Source organism: [Zimmermannella] faecalis ATCC 13722 (assembly GCF_000381765.1).
Classification (GTDB): Bacteria; Actinomycetota; Actinomycetes; order Actinomycetales; family Microbacteriaceae; genus Gulosibacter; species Gulosibacter faecalis.
Map to the genome: position 1 here is coordinate 24,289 of NZ_KB907076.1, position 17,192 is coordinate 41,480.

The 17,192-nt window shown below is 69.0% G+C and carries 14 protein-coding genes and 1 tRNA gene; 6 read left to right on the forward strand and 9 right to left on the reverse strand.

All coding sequences use genetic code 11. The features are described 5' to 3' along the window. Window positions 1–8: 8 nt before the first annotated feature. From G328_RS0104495 to G328_RS0104515, 5 genes are all read right to left on the reverse strand, one after another. Window positions 9–1,385 carry a D-alanyl-D-alanine carboxypeptidase/D-alanyl-D-alanine-endopeptidase gene (locus tag G328_RS0104495; RefSeq protein WP_019618155.1) on the reverse strand — a complete coding sequence of 459 codons (1,377 nt, stop codon included), beginning with the start codon at window positions 1,383–1,385 and terminating at the stop codon, window positions 9–11. Between the two features lie 52 nt (window positions 1,386–1,437). Continuing rightward, complete coding sequence (locus G328_RS0104500; RefSeq protein WP_019618156.1) at window positions 1,438–2,868, reverse strand: MFS transporter; 1,431 nt, start codon at window positions 2,866–2,868, stop codon at window positions 1,438–1,440. A gap of 149 nt (window positions 2,869–3,017) precedes the next feature. Next, a complete protein-coding gene (locus G328_RS0104505) occupies window positions 3,018–4,253 on the reverse strand; it encodes a M20 family metallopeptidase (protein ID WP_019618157.1) in 1,236 nt (411 codons plus the stop codon). Continuing rightward, window positions 4,250–5,467, reverse strand: coding sequence for a M24 family metallopeptidase (locus G328_RS0104510; protein WP_019618158.1), 1,218 nt, complete (start codon window positions 5,465–5,467; stop codon window positions 4,250–4,252). The genes G328_RS0104505 and G328_RS0104510 overlap by 4 nt, the downstream gene beginning before the upstream one ends. Before the next feature lie 61 nt (window positions 5,468–5,528). Then, on the reverse strand, window positions 5,529–6,434 hold the full coding sequence (locus tag G328_RS0104515; RefSeq protein ID WP_019618159.1) for a LysR family transcriptional regulator: 906 nt from the start codon (window positions 6,432–6,434) through the stop codon (window positions 5,529–5,531). A 106-nt stretch (window positions 6,435–6,540) separates the two neighbouring features. On the opposite strand from G328_RS0104515, the gene G328_RS0104520 reads away from it, so the two are divergent. After that, a complete protein-coding gene (locus tag G328_RS0104520) occupies window positions 6,541–8,022 on the forward strand; it encodes an aminotransferase class I/II-fold pyridoxal phosphate-dependent enzyme (protein WP_019618160.1) in 1,482 nt (493 codons plus the stop codon). Here G328_RS0104520 and G328_RS0104525 read toward each other — a convergent pair. Together G328_RS0104525 and G328_RS0104530 are read right to left on the reverse strand one after the other, a co-directional pair. Continuing rightward, entirely contained in the window at window positions 8,015–8,713 is a 699-nt protein-coding gene (locus tag G328_RS0104525; RefSeq protein WP_019618161.1) for a response regulator, read from the reverse strand. The genes G328_RS0104520 and G328_RS0104525 overlap by 8 nt on opposite strands. Beyond that, complete coding sequence (locus G328_RS0104530) at window positions 8,710–9,996, reverse strand: sensor histidine kinase (protein WP_019618162.1); 1,287 nt, start codon at window positions 9,994–9,996, stop codon at window positions 8,710–8,712. Before G328_RS0104530 ends, G328_RS0104525 begins: the two co-directional genes overlap by 4 nt. A gap of 135 nt (window positions 9,997–10,131) precedes the next feature. Between G328_RS0104530 and G328_RS14195 the strand changes: the two genes are divergently transcribed. Further along, window positions 10,132–11,520 (forward strand): cation:dicarboxylate symporter family transporter, encoded by a 1,389-nt coding sequence (locus tag G328_RS14195; protein ID WP_040904866.1) that lies wholly within the window; start codon window positions 10,132–10,134, stop codon window positions 11,518–11,520. Between the two features lie 66 nt (window positions 11,521–11,586). On the opposite strand, the gene G328_RS0104540 is transcribed toward G328_RS14195, so the two are convergent. Continuing rightward, window positions 11,587–11,659, reverse strand: a tRNA-Thr gene (locus G328_RS0104540). A gap of 67 nt (window positions 11,660–11,726) precedes the next feature. Next, window positions 11,727–13,097, reverse strand: coding sequence for an MFS transporter (locus tag G328_RS0104545; RefSeq protein ID WP_019618164.1), 1,371 nt, complete (start codon window positions 13,095–13,097; stop codon window positions 11,727–11,729). An 85-nt stretch (window positions 13,098–13,182) separates the two neighbouring features. On the opposite strand from G328_RS0104545, the gene G328_RS0104550 reads away from it, so the two are divergent. From G328_RS0104550 to G328_RS14205, 4 genes are read left to right on the forward strand one after another with little or no spacing between them, the layout of a single operon-like run. After that, on the forward strand, window positions 13,183–14,877 hold the full coding sequence (locus tag G328_RS0104550; protein WP_040904868.1) for a dihydroxy-acid dehydratase: 1,695 nt from the start codon (window positions 13,183–13,185) through the stop codon (window positions 14,875–14,877). A 26-nt stretch (window positions 14,878–14,903) separates the two neighbouring features. Then, window positions 14,904–15,785: an NAD(P)-dependent oxidoreductase gene (locus G328_RS14200; RefSeq protein WP_275401665.1), complete on the forward strand. Its 882-nt coding sequence runs from the start codon at window positions 14,904–14,906 to the stop codon at window positions 15,783–15,785. A gap of 9 nt (window positions 15,786–15,794) precedes the next feature. Beyond that, window positions 15,795–16,514 carry an SDR family NAD(P)-dependent oxidoreductase gene (locus G328_RS0104560; RefSeq protein ID WP_019618168.1) on the forward strand — a complete coding sequence of 240 codons (720 nt, stop codon included), beginning with the start codon at window positions 15,795–15,797 and terminating at the stop codon, window positions 16,512–16,514. A 46-nt stretch (window positions 16,515–16,560) separates the two neighbouring features. Further along, window positions 16,561–17,190 (forward strand): GntR family transcriptional regulator, encoded by a 630-nt coding sequence (locus G328_RS14205; protein WP_083919549.1) that lies wholly within the window; start codon window positions 16,561–16,563, stop codon window positions 17,188–17,190. The last annotated feature ends 2 nt before the right edge of the window (window positions 17,191–17,192 follow it).

The window sequence follows — 17,192 nt, forward strand, 5'->3', positions numbered from 1 at the left end:
CCTCAAACCTACCGGTTGCCGAGATCGAGCCCGCACTCGTACACGGCGGCGGCCGTGGCGTCGAGCGCGTCGCGGTTCGCACGCGACGTGACCTGCGTATCCGCCTCGGGGTCGTCGACGGTCACGAACATCGCGAACGTGAGCTCCGAACCGTCGGGCAGCGTGACGAACCCGGCGAGGCCGTACACCTGGTCGGTGAAGCCGGTCTTCGCCTCGATCGCGCCGTCGGGCACGGTGGGGATGCGGGTCTCGAGCGTTCCCGACACCATGTTCTCGGGGAGCGACTCGCGCAGCGTGCCGAGCCCATCGGTGTCGGCGGCGATGAGGTCAAGCAGGTCGACGATCGTTTCGGCGCTCGCGCGGTTGTCGCGCGAGAGGCCCGAACCGTCGGCGCCGACGAAGCCCGCGGTGCTCACCCCGAGGCCGTCCAACACGTCGCGCTGCGCCTCGTCAATTGCGGCGAAGTCGCTGCCGGTGCCCTGCTCGATCGCGACGAGCCGCGCGAGCGATTCGGCGATGACGTTATCGCTGTCGAGCAGCATGGTGTCGACGAGTTCGCGGATGGTCGGCGACCACACCTCGGCGATGGGCTCGCTGCCGGGCTCGATGCCGACCGTGTCGTCGACCGTCGCGCCGAGCGCGTCGGCGAAGGCGTCGGCGGCGTCCTGCGTCGGCGTCAGCGTGCGCGTCGAATACTCGGCGGTCGCGTTGGAGCGGCCGGCGTCGACCATGAGCGCCGAGACCGCCGCGGTCGAGCCGTCGAGCCGGTCGGCGTCGTTCCAGCTCGGCTGCCAGGTGTCGCCCGTGAAGAGACTGTCGTCGACGCCGACTCGGCTCGCCCCGCCGGCGGCCTCGACGGCGTCGGCAAGCTGCGAGACCGAGGCGGTCGCATCGGTGTAGTAGCTCTGCTCGCCCGACTTCAGCGTGACGTCGCCGCCGCCGACGATGACGACGCTGCCGGCGACATCGCCCGGATACACGCGGGTCGGCAGGCGCGTGTCGGGCCCGAGCGCGGTGAGCGCGGTCACGGCGGTGACGAGTTTCATGACCGACGCGGTCGGAGTCGCGGCCTCTGGTTGGCGCTCGAACAGCACCTCGCCGGTGTCGGCCCGCTGCACGATGCCGTGGAAGTCGAGGGCGTCGTCGGCGGTCACGAAGTCGTCGATCGAGCAGGTGCGCGGTGGCGCGGCCGACGGCGAGACGGATGGGCGCGGGGCGGGGGCCTCCGACGCGACCACCATGACGTCGCTCGCACCGGTCGCGAGGCCCACGCGGGCGGCGCCCGCACCCATCCCAACGCCCACAAGCAGCGCCACCGCAATGACAACGGCGACGAGCCCGCGCGCAGTGCGCGGACTCGTCGCCGTGTGCTTGCCAGCGTGCATGCGCGCCACCCTCCGTTCCGGCCTTCCAGCCTAGCGGCGCGCGGCAACACGGTTAGCTCGGGGTGTTCACCTTGCCGACAAGCTTCTCGCCGCGAGCGATGCGCTTCTCGTCGTCGTCACCGGGGATCACGTTGCCGCGCAGCGACCGGCCCGCGGTCTCGTTGAACGTGAGCACCGAGATGAGGCCGATGAGGCCGGCGATCGCGAGGTAGAACCCAGGCACGAGGTTGCTGCCGGTCACCTCGACGAGCCAGGTGTTCGCGGCACCGGCGGTGCCACCGAACAGAGCAGTCGAGATGTTGTAGCCGATCGCGAAGCCCGAGTAGCGCACCGCTGTCGGGAACAGCGCCGGCAGGGTCGACGAGATCGTCGAGATCACCATGACGAGGCAGATGCCGAGGATGCCGAGGCCGAGCAGGTGCGACCAGATTGCGTCGATCTGCAGCAGCATGACCGCGGGCACCGAGAGCACCATGAACCCGAGGCTCGCCGCGATCAGCAGCGGCTTGCGCCCGATCCTGTCGCTCAGCGCGCCGAACGGCACGATGACGGCCATCATCACGAGCTGAATCGCGACGAGGGTCCAGTTCGAGGCCACCGGGTCTTGCTCGAGCGTCTGCGACATGTAGCTCGGCATGTAGGTGAGCACGATGTAGAACGCGACGTTGATGAGAATCACGAAGCCGAACAGCTTGAACACCTGCTTGGGGTAGCGGGTGAGCAGGTTGCCGAGCGCCTTGAGGGCCGACTCGTTCTCGTCGGTGTGCTTCGAGTCCTGCTTGAACGTCTCCGACTCCTGCAGGCTCGACCGCAGCCAGAGCGCGACGCCACCGAGCAGCAGCGTCACCATGAACGGTACGCGCCACCAGAAGTCGTGCATGCCGTCTTCACCGACGATCGCGGTGAGGGTCGTGCAGAGCACGGCCGCGGCGCTCGCGCCGAGCAGGGTGCCGAACTCGAGGAACGAACCGTACGCACCGCGACGGTTGTCGGGCGCGTGCTCCGACATGAACACGGCCGCGCCGGCGTACTCGCCACCGGCCGAGAAGCCCTGCACCATGCGCAGCAGCACGAGCAGAATCGGCGCGAGGAACCCGACCGCCTCGAAGGTCGGCAGGAAGCCGATCGCGGCGGTCGCGCCCGAGATCAGGATGATCGTGAGCACGAGCACCTTCTGGCGGCCGACGCGGTCGCCGAGCGGGCCGAGGATGATGCCGCCGAGGGGCCGCACCAGGAACGACAGCGCGAAGGTGAGGAACGCGAAGATGGTCGGCCAGGCGCCGGCGTCATCACCAAAGGTGAAGAAGTTCGCCGCGATGTAGGTGACCAGGTAGCCGTAGATTCCATAGTCGAACCACTCGATGGCATTACCGAGGGCGGAACCGGCGACCGACTTGCGCGCGAGCTTCTTCTGAATCGGCGTCAGGTCGATCTCTTTGGTGATGGGAGGGAGTTCGTCATGCGGGGGTGTTGTCGCAGTCATGGGATTCCTCTCTGCGTGGCCCGTCGTCGGTGCGGGCCGGGATGCGCGCGTCCAGCGCGCTCGAATTCGTTCGGCAGTCCTTTCGTGTTCGAAACATGTCGGTCGGTTTCGCTGATGGATGGGTTGGGGGTCGGTGGGGTCTTCTGGGCCTAGCTCTTCGGCATGATGCCCTGCGTGCCCGCGAGGGCCGCACGCACCGCGAGCAGCGCGTAGGCGCGGGCCGCGAGGTGCAGGTCGGAGACGAGCACGTGCTCGTCAGGCTGATGCGCCTGCGTCGTGAGGTCGCCTGGTCCGAATACGAGGACGTCGATGCCGTGGTGTCGGTGCACGAATCCGCCCTCGCAGGCGGCGGTCCACACTCCGGTCTCGCCGGCGCCACCCGCGTCTTTCACCGCCCGGACAACTCGCGCGACGAGGTCAGACTCGGGGTCGGTTTCGAACCCCGGCATCACCATCTCGACTTCGCCGGTCACGCGAATCCGCTCGGCACCCGCCCGGGCGCCGGCACGAATCCGCTCGCGCGCATCCGTCAGCAGGTTGTCGAGGATAGCAAACGGGTCTTCCTCGGGCAGAATCCGGCGGTCGACGGTGAGGGTGCAGCGGTCGGCGACGATCGACGTGCCGTGCCCGCCCTCGACGGTGCCGACCGACCAGTTGCCGCTGCCGAGCACGGGATGCGGCCGGTCGCGCAGGCGCGCGTCGTCGGCCTCGATCGCGGCGATGACGTCGGTGGCGGCGACGATCGCGTTCGCCCCCTCGTCGGGCTTGCCGGCGTGGGCGCTCGCGCCCTCGATGTCGACGCGGAGGTTCATGGCGCCGCGGCACGCGGTGATCGTGACGAGGTTGGTGGGTTCGGCGACGATGCAGGCGCGGTACGTGCCGACGGGCTCGTTCGCGACGTAGTGGTGCACGCCCTTCGCGCCGAGCTCCTCGTCGACCGTGACGACGAGCGTCATCGGCAGGTGCGGCTGCTCGGCGTTGACGGCGGCCATCGCCGAGACGACGGCGGCGAGCCCGCCCTTCATGTCGGTCGTGCCGCGGCCGTAGAGCGCGTCGCCCTCGCGCAGGCAGGCGTACGAGTCGCGGGTCCACCCCTCCCCCGCGGGCACGACGTCGCTGTGGCCGAGGAACAGGATGCCGTCGCCGAGCGAGTGGTCGCCCATGCGGGCGATGAGGTTCGGGCGGCCCGGCTCGACGAGGTCGAGCGACACCTCGGCGCCGAGGGCGCGCAGCGCGAACGCGAGGCGCGTCGCGGTCGCCTCTTCGGTACCGCCGGGGTTCTCGCCCCCAACGCGCACGAGTTCGGCGGTGAGCTCGGCGATCGCGTCGGGGTCGAGGCGATCGATCACCCGCTGCTCGTCGGGCGTGAGTTCGGTCGCGGTCATGCGGCACCGCCGTTCTTCACGATGAGGCCGCGGGGCACGTCGCAGAACAGCTCGTGGCCGCTGTCGGTGACGCGAATCGACGCGCTCGTCTCGAAGCCGTAGCCGGTCATCCACATGCCGGCGATGACGTGGAAGGTCATGTTTTCGACGAGCACGGTCGGCTCGCCGCGGCGCAGGCTCACGGTGCGCTCGCCCCAGTCGGGCGGGTACCCGATGCCGATCGAGTAGCCGAGTCGCGACGCCTTTTCGTAGCCCGCGGCGCCAAGCACGCGAGTGAACTCCTCGCTCACCTCGTGCGCGGTGACGCCGGGGCGCACCGCTGCGAGCGCGGCGTCGAGCGCGGCGACGGTCGCGTCGGCGAGGTGGCGCAGCCGGTCGCTCGGGGTGCCGAGATATGCGGTGCGGGCGAGGGGCGCGTGGTAGCGGCGGTGTGCGCCGGTGAGTTCGAGCGAGATGCCGGTCTCATCGGGCAGCGGCGCGTCGCTCCAGGTGAGGTGCGGGGTGTCGGCGGCCGCGCCCACCATCATGAGGGGCACGATCGCCGGGTAGTCGCCCGCCGCATCCGCCGTGCCGCGCGCCTGCGCCGCCTGAATCGCCGCCGCGATCTCGTGCTGCGGGCGGCCCGGCGCGAGGGCGTCGAGGCCCGCCTGCATGGCGGAAGAGGCGATGCGGCCGGCGGCGCGCATGAGCTCGATCTCGGCGGGCGACTTCACGAGCCGCACCCAGCCGACGAGATCCTGGCTGTCGTCGAGCTGCCACCCGGGCAGGTGCTCCTGCAGCGCCCGGAACGTGCGCACCGTGAAGAAGTGCGCCTCGCCCTCGTAGCCGACGCGGCGCGGCTCGGCGCCGGCACGCTCGAGCAGGGCGGCGGCGATCCAGTCGCCCGGGTGCGCATCGGGGCGGTGGATGAGCGTTTCGGGGTAGCCGAGGATGCTCGACGCGGGGAACGAGGTGGCCGTGCGGTGGGCGCCGTTCGCGTCCATTTCGCGCATGATGAGCAGCGGTTCGCCCTCGAGCGGCAGCCAGAGCACCTGCGGGGTGTAGAACGACCACGCGTTGTAGCCGGTGAGGTAGTAGAGGTTCGCCGGGTCGGCGACGAGCAGTCCGTCGAAGCCGCCGGCGCGCATCCGCTCGCGAACGCGGTCGCGGCGCGCCTCGAACTCGGCCTCAGAGAACGGGGCCCCGATGCTCGGGCCCACCGGCTGCGTCGTCATGCGAACCTCCCTCGGATCGTGCGTTGATCGCAATACTGCCACCTTCTCGCACGCCTGTTGTTCACTCCACGCCAGCCGCCCCGATCAGGAGGTCTTCGAGGTGCGCGAGCACGCCGGCCTGCCCCGGGCTCGGGGTTGCGGTGGCGACGAAGCGCACGCGGCGCACGCCGAGGTCTTGCACGGTTGGGCGGGCGACGACGCGATAGCGGGTGTCGACCGCCGATTCGACGATGAGGGCGACGCCGACGTTCGCCGCGACGAAGGCGTGCACGAGCGAGTAGTCCTCGCTGTGCAGCAGCGTGTTCGGCACGAAACCCGCGGCGCCCGCGGCGGCGAGCAGGGCGCGCTCGGAGGCCTCGAGCACGCTGCGGGAGCGAATCCAGTCGGCATCGGCGAGGTCGGCGAGGTCGATGACCTCGTTGCCCGCGAGCGGATGCTCGGCGCCGAGCATGATGCGGAACGGCTCGCGCTCGAGCGTGCGCTGGCGCAGCGCGGCGTCGGTAACCGAGGTGTCGCCGTCGAGGTCGTAGAGCAGCGCGCAGTGGAGTGACCCGTCGAGCAGTTGTTCGAGCAGGCCGAGGGGCTCGCCCTCGACGAGTTCGACCTGCACCGTGTGGCCGGCGCCGAGTTCGGCGAGCACCTGCGGCAGCAGCCGCGCGCCGGCCGACTCGAAGGTGCCGATGCGCAGCACCGTGCCGCCGAAGTCGCGCAGTTCGGCGACCTCGCGCTCGGCGACGGCGAGGCGCGTCGTGGCCGCGCGGGCGTGGTCGAGAAAGAGCTCGCCGGCGGGCGTGAGCGCGGCCCCGGTCGCGCTGCGGGTGACGAGCTCGGTGCCGAGGTGCTGCTCGAGGGCGCGCAGGTGATGGCTGATCGTTGGCTGCCCGTAGTGGAGGTCGCGGGCGGCCGCGGCGAGGGAGCCGGTGCGGGCGATCGCGTCGAGCACGGCGAACTGGCGCAGGTCGAGCATGCACCCACCCTAGGGCTTGCTACATCGTTTCACCATATTGGCTATTGAGGGTTCGTGAAACTTCCCCCGTTCAACCGCGCCCGCACCCGGCGAGAGAATGACGGGTATGTCTGGCCTCAACGACTCGCAATACGCCGCCCCCTACTCCGAGCAGCTGCAGGTGCTCGCGTCGTTGCAGATGGAACGCCTGTTCGTGCCCGGCCACGGCGCCGACCACGAGGGCGCCGAACACCTCGTTCGCGTGTTTGGCGAGAAGGCCGTCAGCCTCGACTTCCCGATGATCATGACCGAGTTCCCGCTCGCCGACCCGCAGATTCCGCTCGGCGACGCCCCCGACACGATGCAGCGCGCGCTGACTCTCGCGGCGGATGCGTGGGGCGCGAGCCGCGCCTGGTTCCTCACGAACGGCGCCTCGGCCGGCAACCAGGTGGCGATGCTCGCCCTCGGCACGCTCGGCGACAAGCTCATCGTGCAGCGCAGCTGCCACTCGTCGACGATCGACGGCATGATGCTCGCGAACGTCGAGCCCGTGTTCCTGCGCCCCTCGATGGATCTTCGCCTCAGCCTCGCGCGCGGCGTCACGCCGCAGCAGGTGTCGGAGGCGCTTGCCGAGCATCCGGACGCCGCCGCCGTGTTCGTCGTGAGCCCGAGCTACTCGGGTGCGGTCGCCGACATCGCCGAGATCGCCCGCATCGCGCACGACGCGGGCAAGCCGCTCATCGTCGACGAGGCGTGGGGCTCGCACTTCGGGTTCCACGAGCAGCTCCCGATGAACGCGATTCGCCTCGGCGCCGACCTCGTCATTTCGAGCACCCACAAGCTCGCGGGTTCGCTCACCCAGTCGGCGATGCTGCTGCTCGGTCAGGGGCCGCACGCGGCGGCGCTCGGCTCGGCGGTCGACCGCGTGACCCGCGTCGTCACCTCGACGTCGTCGAGCGCGCTGCTCATGGCGGCGCTCGACGAGACCCGGCGCTTTCTCGCGACGAAGGCGAGCACGGCGTTCAACCGCGGCCTCGAGTCGGCCGAGGAGCTGCGCACTCGCATCGCCGAGCAGGGCCGGTTCGTCGAGGCGCGCGAGCAGCAGCTCGCGGCCGACGACACCGTCGCGATCGACCCGTTCAAGGTGGTGCTCGACACTCGCATCGGCAATATCGGCGGCTTCGACACGTACGAGCACCTCGCCTACGAGCAGCGCGTCGTGCCCGAGCTCGCGACCGACGGCGCCGTCGTGTTCGTGCTCGGCGCGGCCCGCCGCCTCGACGTCGACCGCGTGATGCGCGCCCTCGACGCCCTGCCCGAGAACCCGAGCGACGCGATCCAGGCGCGCATCGTCGACCCGGGCCCCCGCGCGCTCTCGCTGCGCGACGCGTTCTTCGCGCCGAGCGAGGTTGTGCTCGCGAAGGATGCGGTCGGGCGCGTCTCGAGCGACTCGCTCGCCGCGTATCCTCCCGGCGTGCCGAACCTCACGCCCGGCGAGACGATCACCGAAGAGATCGTCGACTACCTGCAGGCCGTCGCCGCCGCCCCCATGGGCTACGTGCGCGGCGCGGTCGACCCGGCCGCCGCGACGTTCCGCGTCGTCAAGTAGTCCGCCAGCGGTACTCCGACTGCGGCCGCCCGCCCGTGCCGTACTTCGCGGCGCGGTCGATGCGGCCCTGCTCGGCGAGGTACTCGAGGTACCTGCGGGCCGTGACCCGCGACATCCCGGCCCGCTCGGCCGCGTCGGCCGCCGTCACGCTCCCCTGGCTGCGCATGACCTCGAGCACGGCGTCGAGCGACTGCGCCGAGAGCCCCTTCGGGAGCTCGCCCGTCGGCGCGGGGCGCAGGGCGCCGAACATCGCGTCGATCTCGGACTGCGTCGCAGCCCCCGAGGCGTCGAGTGCCCGCTCCCGAAAGTCGCGGTACTGCTCGAGCCGTTCTCGCAGCGCCGCGAAGGTGAACGGCTTCACGAGGTACTGCACGGCCCCGAGCATGATGACGCGGCGCACGGTCTCGGGGTCGCGCACGCTCGTGAGCGCGATGACGTCGACGGGCGTCTGCATCGCCCGGGCGTAGCGGAGCACGTCGAGGCCGGTGCCGTCGGGCATCGTCATGTCGAGCAGCACGAGGTCGATGCCGGGGCCGCTCTCGGCGCCGTCGCGCGGTGGCGCGAGCCGGTCGAGCGCGGCCCGGGCGCCGTTCGCCTCGGCGGCGACGCGAAAGCCGGGCACGCGGCCCACGTACTCGCGGTGCGCCTCGAGGGTGAGCGGCTCGTCGTCGACGAGCAGCACTTCGATCATTGGCCGTCCTCCTGGTCGCCGGGCGCCTCGTCGCGCCCGGGAATTGTCACGGTAAACACGGTCGGGTTCGCAGTCACGTCGACGCTGCCGCCGGCGGCGGTCACGATCGAGCGCACGAGGGCGAGGCCGACTCCGCGGCCCGCGGCGCCCGCGGGCTTCGTCGAGACGCCCTCCTCGAACACCCGCTCCTCGAGGCCGGGCGGCAGCCCCGGCCCGCTGTCGGCCACGGCGACGACGAGCTGATTGCCCTCGCCCGCCTCGATCGACACCTCGACCCAGCGCGACTCCGGGCCCGCCGCGGCCGCCTCGAGCGCGTTGTCGATGAGGTTGCCGCACACCGAGACGGCGTCCACGGGCCGCAGCCGCGAGCGCGGCGCCTCGGGCGAGATCTCGAGCGACCACTCGATGCCGCGCTCGGCCGCATCCGCCGCCTTGCCGAGCAGCAGCGCCTGCACCGCCGGGTCGAACCGGCTCCCAAGCGCGACGACGTCGGCGAGCGACTGTTGCCGCGCCGAGGTCTCGGTGAGCAGCTCGATCGCGTCGTCGGTGCGCCCGAGCTCGAGCAGCCCGACGGCGGCGTGGATGCGGTTGCCATGCTCGTGCGCCTGGGCCCGCATCGCCGACGTGAGGGTGCGCAGCGACTCGCTCGACGACACGGCGTCACGCAGCGTCGAGGCTGGCAGGTCGCCCGCAATTTCGCGCATCCACCGCCGAGCGTAGAGCGCGCCCGCGAGCCCGATCAGGAGGATGCCGACCGCGACGCCCGCGACGACCGCGAGGCGCTGCCCGAGGCCCGCGTCGATGCTGCGAATCGTGATGCCGCTCGAAACCCAGCCGACCACCCGATCGCCGTCGAGCACCGGCACGATCGTGCGCACCGAGGCGCCGAGTGAGCCGACATACTCCTCCGACAGCGGCTCGGGAACCGTGGGAATCGTGCCGAGGTAGGCCTCGCCGACCTTGCCCTCGAGCGGATGCGTGACGCGCGTGCCGTCGGGCCGCATGATCGTCACGAAGTCGACGTGCGTGTCGTTCGAGACGCGGTCGACGACGGGCTGCAGGATGCTCGTCGCATCGTCGCTCGCGAGGGCCTCGCGCACGACCGGCCAGTCGGCAAGCGTCGCCGACACCGCGCTCGTCGCGGTCACCGCGTCGTGGCGGGCGTCGGCCCGCGCGTCGACCACGAGGTACACCGACGTGACGGCCGCGAATGAGAGCGCGAGCGCGACGGCGATCGCGAACGTCAGCGTCGCGACGCTCCAGCCCGAACCGGCCCTGCGCATCCGCACCCCCTCTCGCCCGGCAATCCCGTCGAACAATACGACCACAAGCCCTGCCGCAACAATCCCCCGCGTGAGAGTGGAGCCCGGCGGGGAACCCACCCGCAGCACACAATGACGTTGCAGACGGAGGCAATGATGGCTCTTTCAGACACCACCCGCGGTGCGGCCACGAAACCGCGCGGCATTCGAGGCTGGGATAAGCACACCTGGTTGTACGTGTCGGTGATCGGCGCGGTCGTGCTCGGCGCGATTGTCGGCCTCGCCGCACCCGAGTTTGCGATCGGCCTTGAGCCGCTCGGCACGGCGTTCGTCGCGCTTATCAAGATGATGATCGCGCCGATTATTTTCTGCACGATCGTGATTGGCGTCGGTTCGATCGCGAAGGCCGCGACGGTCGGCAAGATCGGCGGACTCGCGCTCGCCTACTTCCTCACGATGTCGACGTTCGCGCTCGCGATCGGGCTCGTTGTCGGCAACATCATTCACCCGGGCGACGGGCTGAACATGGCGTCGTCGACGTACGAGGTTGAGGGCGAGGCGAAGGGCACGACCGACTTCCTGCTCGACATCATCCCCACCACCTTCTTCGCGCCGTTCACCGGCGAGAGCGTGCTGCAGGTGCTGTTCGTCGCCCTCATCACGGGCTTCGCGCTGCAGGGGCTCGGCAAGCGCGGCAGGCCCGTGCTCGCGGTGATCCAGCACCTGCAGGTGCTCGTGTTCCGCATCCTCGGCATGATTCTCTGGCTCGCGCCGATCGGCGCGTTCGGTGCGATCGCGGCGGTGATCGGCAAGACCGGGATTGGCGCGATCTTCAGTCTCGGCCTGCTCATGGTGGCGTTCTACATCACCTGCTTCCTGTTCGTCGTCGTGCTGCTCGGGGCGCTGCTCTACGCGGTCACGCGGGTGAACGTGTTCCGCCTCATCGGCTACCTCGGACGCGAGTACCTGCTCATCGTCGGCACGAGCTCGTCGGAGTCGGCACTGCCGCGCCTCATCGCGAAGATGGAGCACCTCGGCGTCGCGAAGCCCGTCGTCGGCATCACCGTGCCCACCGGCTACTCGTTCAACCTCGACGGCACCGCGATCTACCTCACGATGGCGTCGCTGTTCATCGCCTCGGGCATGGGCACGCCGATGTCGATCGGCGAGCAGATCGGCCTGCTCGTGTTCATGATCATCGCGTCGAAGGGCGCGGCGGGCGTCACGGGCGCGGGCATCGCGACCCTCGCGGCGGGCCTGCAGGCATACCGCCCCGACCTCGTCGGCGGTGTGAGCGTCATCGTCGGCATCGACCGCTTCATGTCGGAGGGCCGCGCGATCACGAACTTCAGCGGCAACGCGATCGCGACCCTCATCATCGGCACCTGGACCAAGCAGGTCGACCACGACCGCGTGCGCCGCGTGCTCTCGGGCGAGCTGCCGTTCGATGAGGCGTCGCTCGGCGTCGACGACCACGGGCCGATCGAGGCGGAGGCTGACACCGACGCCGAGGCCCGTGCGGAGCTCGAGCCGGCCACCCGCTAGCGAAAGAAATAGCCCCGGTCACGTCTCGCAGGTTTGCGAGGGTGACCGGGGCGTTTTCTGTTTCGGAGCCGCCTACCAGAATCGAACTGGTGACCTATTCATTACGAGTGAATCGCTCTACCGACTGAGCTAAGGCGGCTTGCCGCCTGCGACAGGCGACACGAAATCTTATCGTACGTTTCGTGTCTCGCGCCACTCGGCAGCAACTAGCGCTTCGCCCACACGAACGGCGGCTTCGACTGCTCCTCCTCGTGCGCCGAGCCCAGCGGGATACCGCGACGCTCACGAAGCAGCAGCGTGGCAATCGTCGCGACGAGCACGAGGCCTACCAGGTAGATGCCGACCGAAGTCGTGCTGCCGGTCGCCTGCACGAGCGCGGTCGCGATCAGCGGGGCAAACGCGCCGCCGAGAATCGCGCCGAGCGCGTACGAGATCGAGGCGCCCGAGTAGCGCACGGATGCGGGGAACAGCTCGGCGAAGTAGGCCGACTGCGGCCCGTAGTTGAGGCCGAGCCCCGCGGCGAAGAACGAGACACCGATGGTGAGCGTGACGACATTCTGACTACTGATCGACCAGAGCATCGGGAAGATCGCGATGAGCAGCACCGTCCAACCAATGAGATACGTGGCCCGGCGACCGATTCGGTCGGAGAGGAAGCCGCCGACAACGGTAAAGACGCCCCACGACACCGACGAGATTGCCATCGAAATGAGTACCGCGGTGAGGTTCATGTTGCCGTTCGTCGGCGCAACGGCCTGATTCTGAATGAACCCGCCAGCGATCATGTAGCCGGCACCGTTATTGCCCGCGAACGTAAGCGCCGCAATGAGCACGAGCGGCGTGTGACGACGGAACAGCGTGGCCAGCGGAACGCGGGCCTTCTGGCTCTTCTTCTCCATCTCACGGAAGACCGGACTCTCCTCGACCGAGTGGCGCACGAAGAGGCCGACAACCACGAGCAGTGCGCTCAGCATGAAGGGCACACGCCAACCCCACTCGAGGTACGCGTCACCCGGCGCGATGATGGTCATCAGCGCGATGACGCCGCTCGCGAGCAGCATGGCGATGGGGGTCGCAACCTGCGGCGCGACACCGAAGGCACCCCGCTTGCCCGTCGGCGCATACTCGACCGCCATGAGCGCGGCACCGCCCCACTCGCCACCCGCGGAAAGCCCCTGGAGGATGCGCAGGGTCGCAAGCAGGATCGGCGCCATGATTCCGATGTCGTGGTACGTCGGCAGCACCCCGACGAGGAAGGTCGCGATGCCCATCATGACGAGCGTCGCGACGAGGATGCGCTTGCGGCCGAAGAGGTCACCGAGGTGGCCGCAGATCATCGCGCCGAGAGGGCGGAAGAGAAAGCTCAGCCCGATCGTGGCGAACGAGATGAGCAGGCCGAGCTCTTCTCCCGCGGGCTCAAAGAACAGCATGTTGAACACGAGCGCGGCAGAACTCGCGTAGATGAAGAAGTCGTACCACTCGATGGTGGTGCCGATCATCGAGGCCGCAACGACCTTGCGTCGTTCGCGACGAAGGTCAGTCGGGGCTGTGGCGTGCGTAAGGGTGTCGTTCGACATACGTGACTCCGTTGTCAGTAGCGGTTCGAGCTGTGATATAGCTTGTATATCACATGGATATCAGGCACTCAACGAGGAGAGATTGATGTCGCAAGAGGGAATCGATCGCCGCGGTGGCCGACTTTTTCAGGAGCAGGGCCAAGACGGCCTTCTTCACCGGGCATTTCTGCGGGGTGCTGGACACACCGCTGAGGAGGTACGCCGATCGCCGGTGATCGGGATCGCCTCAACCGCGAGCGAGCTCAACCCGTGCAATCAGGGCCTTTCGGGCCTGGCCAGGCACGTGAAGGCCGGCATCACGGCGGCCGGGGGCTTGCCACTCGAGTTCCCAACCATCTCGATCTCGGAGCCCTTCTCCCGCCCGACCAGCATGGTGCTGCGCAACCTGTTGTCGATGGACGTCGAGGAGATGATCAACGCGGCGCCGCTCGACGGCGTCGTGCTGCTGGGAGGATGCGACAAGACGATCCCGGCCCAGATCATGGGCGCCGTGAGCGCGAACATCCCCGCGCTTATCCTCGCGGCGGGGCACCGCCCGGTATCGAAGTACAAGGACAATGACGAGTTCACGGTCGATGACGTTTGGCCGGTGTGCGAGGCCCGCCGCATCGGCGATGTCGACGACGCGTCGTGGGCCGAGCTCGAGTCGAGCGCGAACGTCGGCGTCGGGACCTGCAACGTCATGGGCACCGCGACCACGATGGCGGTCATCGCTGAGGTGCTCGGCTTCGCTCCCCCGGGCTCCTCGCTGCCGTCGGCGGCGAGCAAGGCACGGATGGACATCGCTCGCCTCACCGGCGAGCAGATCGTGGAACACGTGCAGGCGCAGCGGCTTCCGGCGGCGCGCATCACGATCGAGTCGCTCGAGAATGCGTTCCGGGTCATCGCCGCGCTCGGCGGGTCGACGAACGCGCTGATTCACCTCGAAAGCATCGCCGGCCGCGCCGGGCTCCGCATCGGCTTCGAGCGATTCCGGGAGTGGAGCAACACGACCGAGCTGCTCGCGAACGTGCGCCCCACCGGCGACCACCTCCTTGACGAGCTCGACCGTGCTGGCGGAGTGGTCGAGGTCATGCGTCGACTCGGCACGAGGATCCATCCGACGACGCCGACCTCCGACGGTTCGACGTGGGGCGAAGTGCTGGCCGTGCGGCCCGCAAGGTCTGGGCCCGCGATTCGCGACGACGCGACCGAGCCCGCGGCGAAGGCCGGGCTTCGGATGCTGCGCGGCAACCTCGCGCCCGAAGGCTGCGTTATGAAGCTCAACCCGGGTATGCCGACGCAGTTTCTCGGCAGGGCGATCGTGTTTGACGGGCTCGATGACCTCCACGCGCGGATCGACGATCCGACGCTCGATGCCGACGAGAACAGCATCTTGGTGCTCCGCGGTCTCGGCGTGCGGGGCGCGCCCGGTATGCCGGAGGTGGGGCACATCCCCATCCCCGAGCAACTGCAGCGTCGCGGCGTCACCGACCTCCTCCGAATTTCGGATGCGCGCATGAGCGGCACGTCGACGGGTTCCGTCGTGCTCCACGTGAGCCCCGAGGCGGCTGTCGGCGGACCCCTGTCGCGGCTCAATACGGGTGACACCGTCTTCGTCGACGCCATCGCGGGAACCATTGAGCACCGCGTACCCACCGAAGAATTCGACTCCCGCCCGGCTGCGACGTCGCCCGCCCCCGCGGAGCGCGGGTACCGGTGGCTCTTCCAGCAGTACGTCTCGCAGCCACACGAGGGGTGCGACTTCACGTTCCTCGAGTCGAACGGAGCTCCGAAATGACTGCGCCCACGCCGCGACGAATCGGCATGGTCGGCGCCGGAGTTATGGGACTCCCTCTGGCTCGACGCCTCACCGATGCTGGATATGGACCCCTGGTTTGGGTGAGGGACCCCACGAAACGGCAGCGACTCGAGGCCGAGGGCTTCGCGGCAACCACCGACCGCTCCGGGCTGCGTGGCAGCGACGTCGTCGTGTCGTGCCTGCTCGACGAGCAAGCGGTGCGGGAGGTCTACTTCGGGCCTGACGGCCTCGCGTCGCTTCTGGAACCCGGCAGTCTCATCATCGAGCACGCCACGCTCGCACCCGAGTTCGCCATCGAGACGGCAGCCAGCCTCGCGCGTCTCGGCATTCGGTTCGCGGATGCGCCGGTCTCGGGCGGCCCTGCGGGAGCCGAGCAGGGCACGCTCTCGGCGATGGTCGGATGCGCCGAAGAGGACTTCGACGAGATCGAGGCGCTGCTGCGGCACACCTGCGCGAGCGTCGTTCACGCCGGTTCGGTCGGCGCGGGAGAAACCCTCAAGCTCGTCAACCAGTTTCTCGTCGCCGCGCACTCGGTCGCGGCGGCGGAGGCGGCAGCGCTCCTGCGACACGCGAACATTGCGGCCGATGTCGCGCTCCAGGCGCTGACGGGCGGTTGGGCGAGTTCCCGGCGCCTCGAGTTGCAGCTCGTCGACTCCATGACCGACGCGTTCACGCCAGACGGTGCGGGGCTCACGAAGTTTGAGAAGGACCTCCACCACGTGCATGAGCTCGTGTCGCGCTCGGGCGTACGCAGCGCCCTGCTACCGAGCATCGAGGCCAGCTGGTTCGCGGCCAGCGCCGCGCATCCGGACGCCGCATTTGCCGCGCTCGTGACCTCGTCACTCCCCGCAGCTGCAGCCGAATCCGACACGAACGAAACCAATTAGGAGCCCACCATGAAGAGCGCCATCGTTACCGGCTCAACCAGCGGTATCGGCAGGGCCACGGCCCTTCGCTTACACGAGCGGGGGTACGGCGTCGTGTTCAACGGCTATCGCACGCAACAGCAGGGTGACGACATCGTCGACCAGCTCGGTGAACGCGCCGCCTACGTCGACGGCGACATTGGCGACCCGACGGTTGCTGCGCGGCTTCGTGGTCGTGCGCTGGAGAACTTCGGGCGGCTCGACCTCGTCGTCAACAACGCGGGCATCGCAAAACCAATCCCCCACCCGGATCTCCAGGCCGTCGACGACGAATTCTGGGACGCGGTCATGCGCACCAACCTCAAGGGCCCGTGGAACCTCGTTCGGGCCTGCGCCGACGCACTCGCCGAGACCAAGGGGCAGGTCATCAACGTCGCGTCGATTGCCGGGCTCTCGGTTGACGGCAGCTCGATCCCCTATGCAATCTCGAAGGCCGGCGTCATTCATATGACCAAGCTGCTCGCCGTTGCGCTCGGACCAAACGTGCGAGTCAACGCCATTGCCCCGGGCTACGTCGATACCCCGCTCACGAACTCCTGGACCGCCGCCCGCGAACGCATCGTCACCACCGCACCGGCCGGGCGACTTGGCGAAGTCGAAGATGCTGCGCAGGCGATTCTTGCGCTGACCGATCTAAGCTACGTAACCGGCCAAATTCTGGCCGTAGACGGGGGCGTGAGCCTAGTTTGACCGTCGGCCCACTGCCGAACGTCGACGGAGATGCCGCGGAGAGACCATGCAGTCGAGAACCGAGTCGTTGCTCGTCGCGATTCGAGACCGAATCCGAACAGCACAAATCCCGCCCGGGGAAGTGATCGCAGAGAACCAGTTCACCGAGGAATTCGGGGTCTCGCGGACGCCGGTGCGAGAGACCTTCCGGTTGCTCACCACCGAGGGCTGGCTCCAGGTACTCCCCCGCAAGGGCTACCTTGTGCGCCCGCTCAACCTCACCGATATCCGCGAGGTCATGGACATGCGGATCATCCTTGAGCCGGAGCTCGCGGCGCGCGCCGCAATTGCCCCGGCTCGAGAAGCGATCTCCGAGATCTCAGAGATCATCGCGAAGCAACACGAGCCCGGGATCAGCCTCGCCGAGCAGGTCGAGTTCGCCGCCGAGTTCCATGTGAAGGTTGCGACGCTGAGCGGCAATCACCGCGCCGCCTCGACGTTGCGGCCGCTCGTTGACGAGATCAATCGGCTCCACTTTGTGCTGCCCGGTCTCAGCGCCCACATCTCGTCACCGACCGAGCGCGAAGCACACGAGTCAATTCTCGACGCGATCGCTCGACACGACGGCGAAGCAGCTCGCGCCCTGCAACTCCAACATCTTGAGGAGTCGCAGAGCGCGATGCTGCAGGCGTTCTAGCC

What these genes read in the sequence shown, in the direction of transcription:
- G328_RS0104495 (WP_019618155.1), bottom strand. Translation starts at nt 1,385, where the DNA reads ATGCACGCTGGCAAGCACACGGCGACGAGTCCGCGCACTGCGCGCGGG.
- G328_RS0104500 (WP_019618156.1), bottom strand. Translation starts at nt 2,868, where the DNA reads ATGACTGCGACAACACCCCCGCATGACGAACTCCCTCCCATCACCAAA.
- G328_RS0104505 (WP_019618157.1), bottom strand. Translation starts at nt 4,253, where the DNA reads ATGACCGCGACCGAACTCACGCCCGACGAGCAGCGGGTGATCGATCGC.
- G328_RS0104510 (WP_019618158.1), bottom strand. Translation starts at nt 5,467, where the DNA reads ATGACGACGCAGCCGGTGGGCCCGAGCATCGGGGCCCCGTTCTCTGAG.
- G328_RS0104515 (WP_019618159.1), bottom strand. Translation starts at nt 6,434, where the DNA reads ATGCTCGACCTGCGCCAGTTCGCCGTGCTCGACGCGATCGCCCGCACC.
- G328_RS0104520 (WP_019618160.1), top strand. Translation starts at nt 6,541, where the DNA reads ATGTCTGGCCTCAACGACTCGCAATACGCCGCCCCCTACTCCGAGCAG.
- G328_RS0104525 (WP_019618161.1), bottom strand. Translation starts at nt 8,713, where the DNA reads ATGATCGAAGTGCTGCTCGTCGACGACGAGCCGCTCACCCTCGAGGCG.
- G328_RS0104530 (WP_019618162.1), bottom strand. Translation starts at nt 9,996, where the DNA reads ATGCGCAGGGCCGGTTCGGGCTGGAGCGTCGCGACGCTGACGTTCGCG.
- G328_RS14195 (WP_040904866.1), top strand. Translation starts at nt 10,132, where the DNA reads ATGGCTCTTTCAGACACCACCCGCGGTGCGGCCACGAAACCGCGCGGC.
- G328_RS0104545 (WP_019618164.1), bottom strand. Translation starts at nt 13,097, where the DNA reads ATGTCGAACGACACCCTTACGCACGCCACAGCCCCGACTGACCTTCGT.
- G328_RS0104550 (WP_040904868.1), top strand. Translation starts at nt 13,183, where the DNA reads ATGTCGCAAGAGGGAATCGATCGCCGCGGTGGCCGACTTTTTCAGGAG.
- G328_RS14200 (WP_275401665.1), top strand. Translation starts at nt 14,904, where the DNA reads ATGGTCGGCGCCGGAGTTATGGGACTCCCTCTGGCTCGACGCCTCACC.
- G328_RS0104560 (WP_019618168.1), top strand. Translation starts at nt 15,795, where the DNA reads ATGAAGAGCGCCATCGTTACCGGCTCAACCAGCGGTATCGGCAGGGCC.
- G328_RS14205 (WP_083919549.1), top strand. Translation starts at nt 16,561, where the DNA reads ATGCAGTCGAGAACCGAGTCGTTGCTCGTCGCGATTCGAGACCGAATC.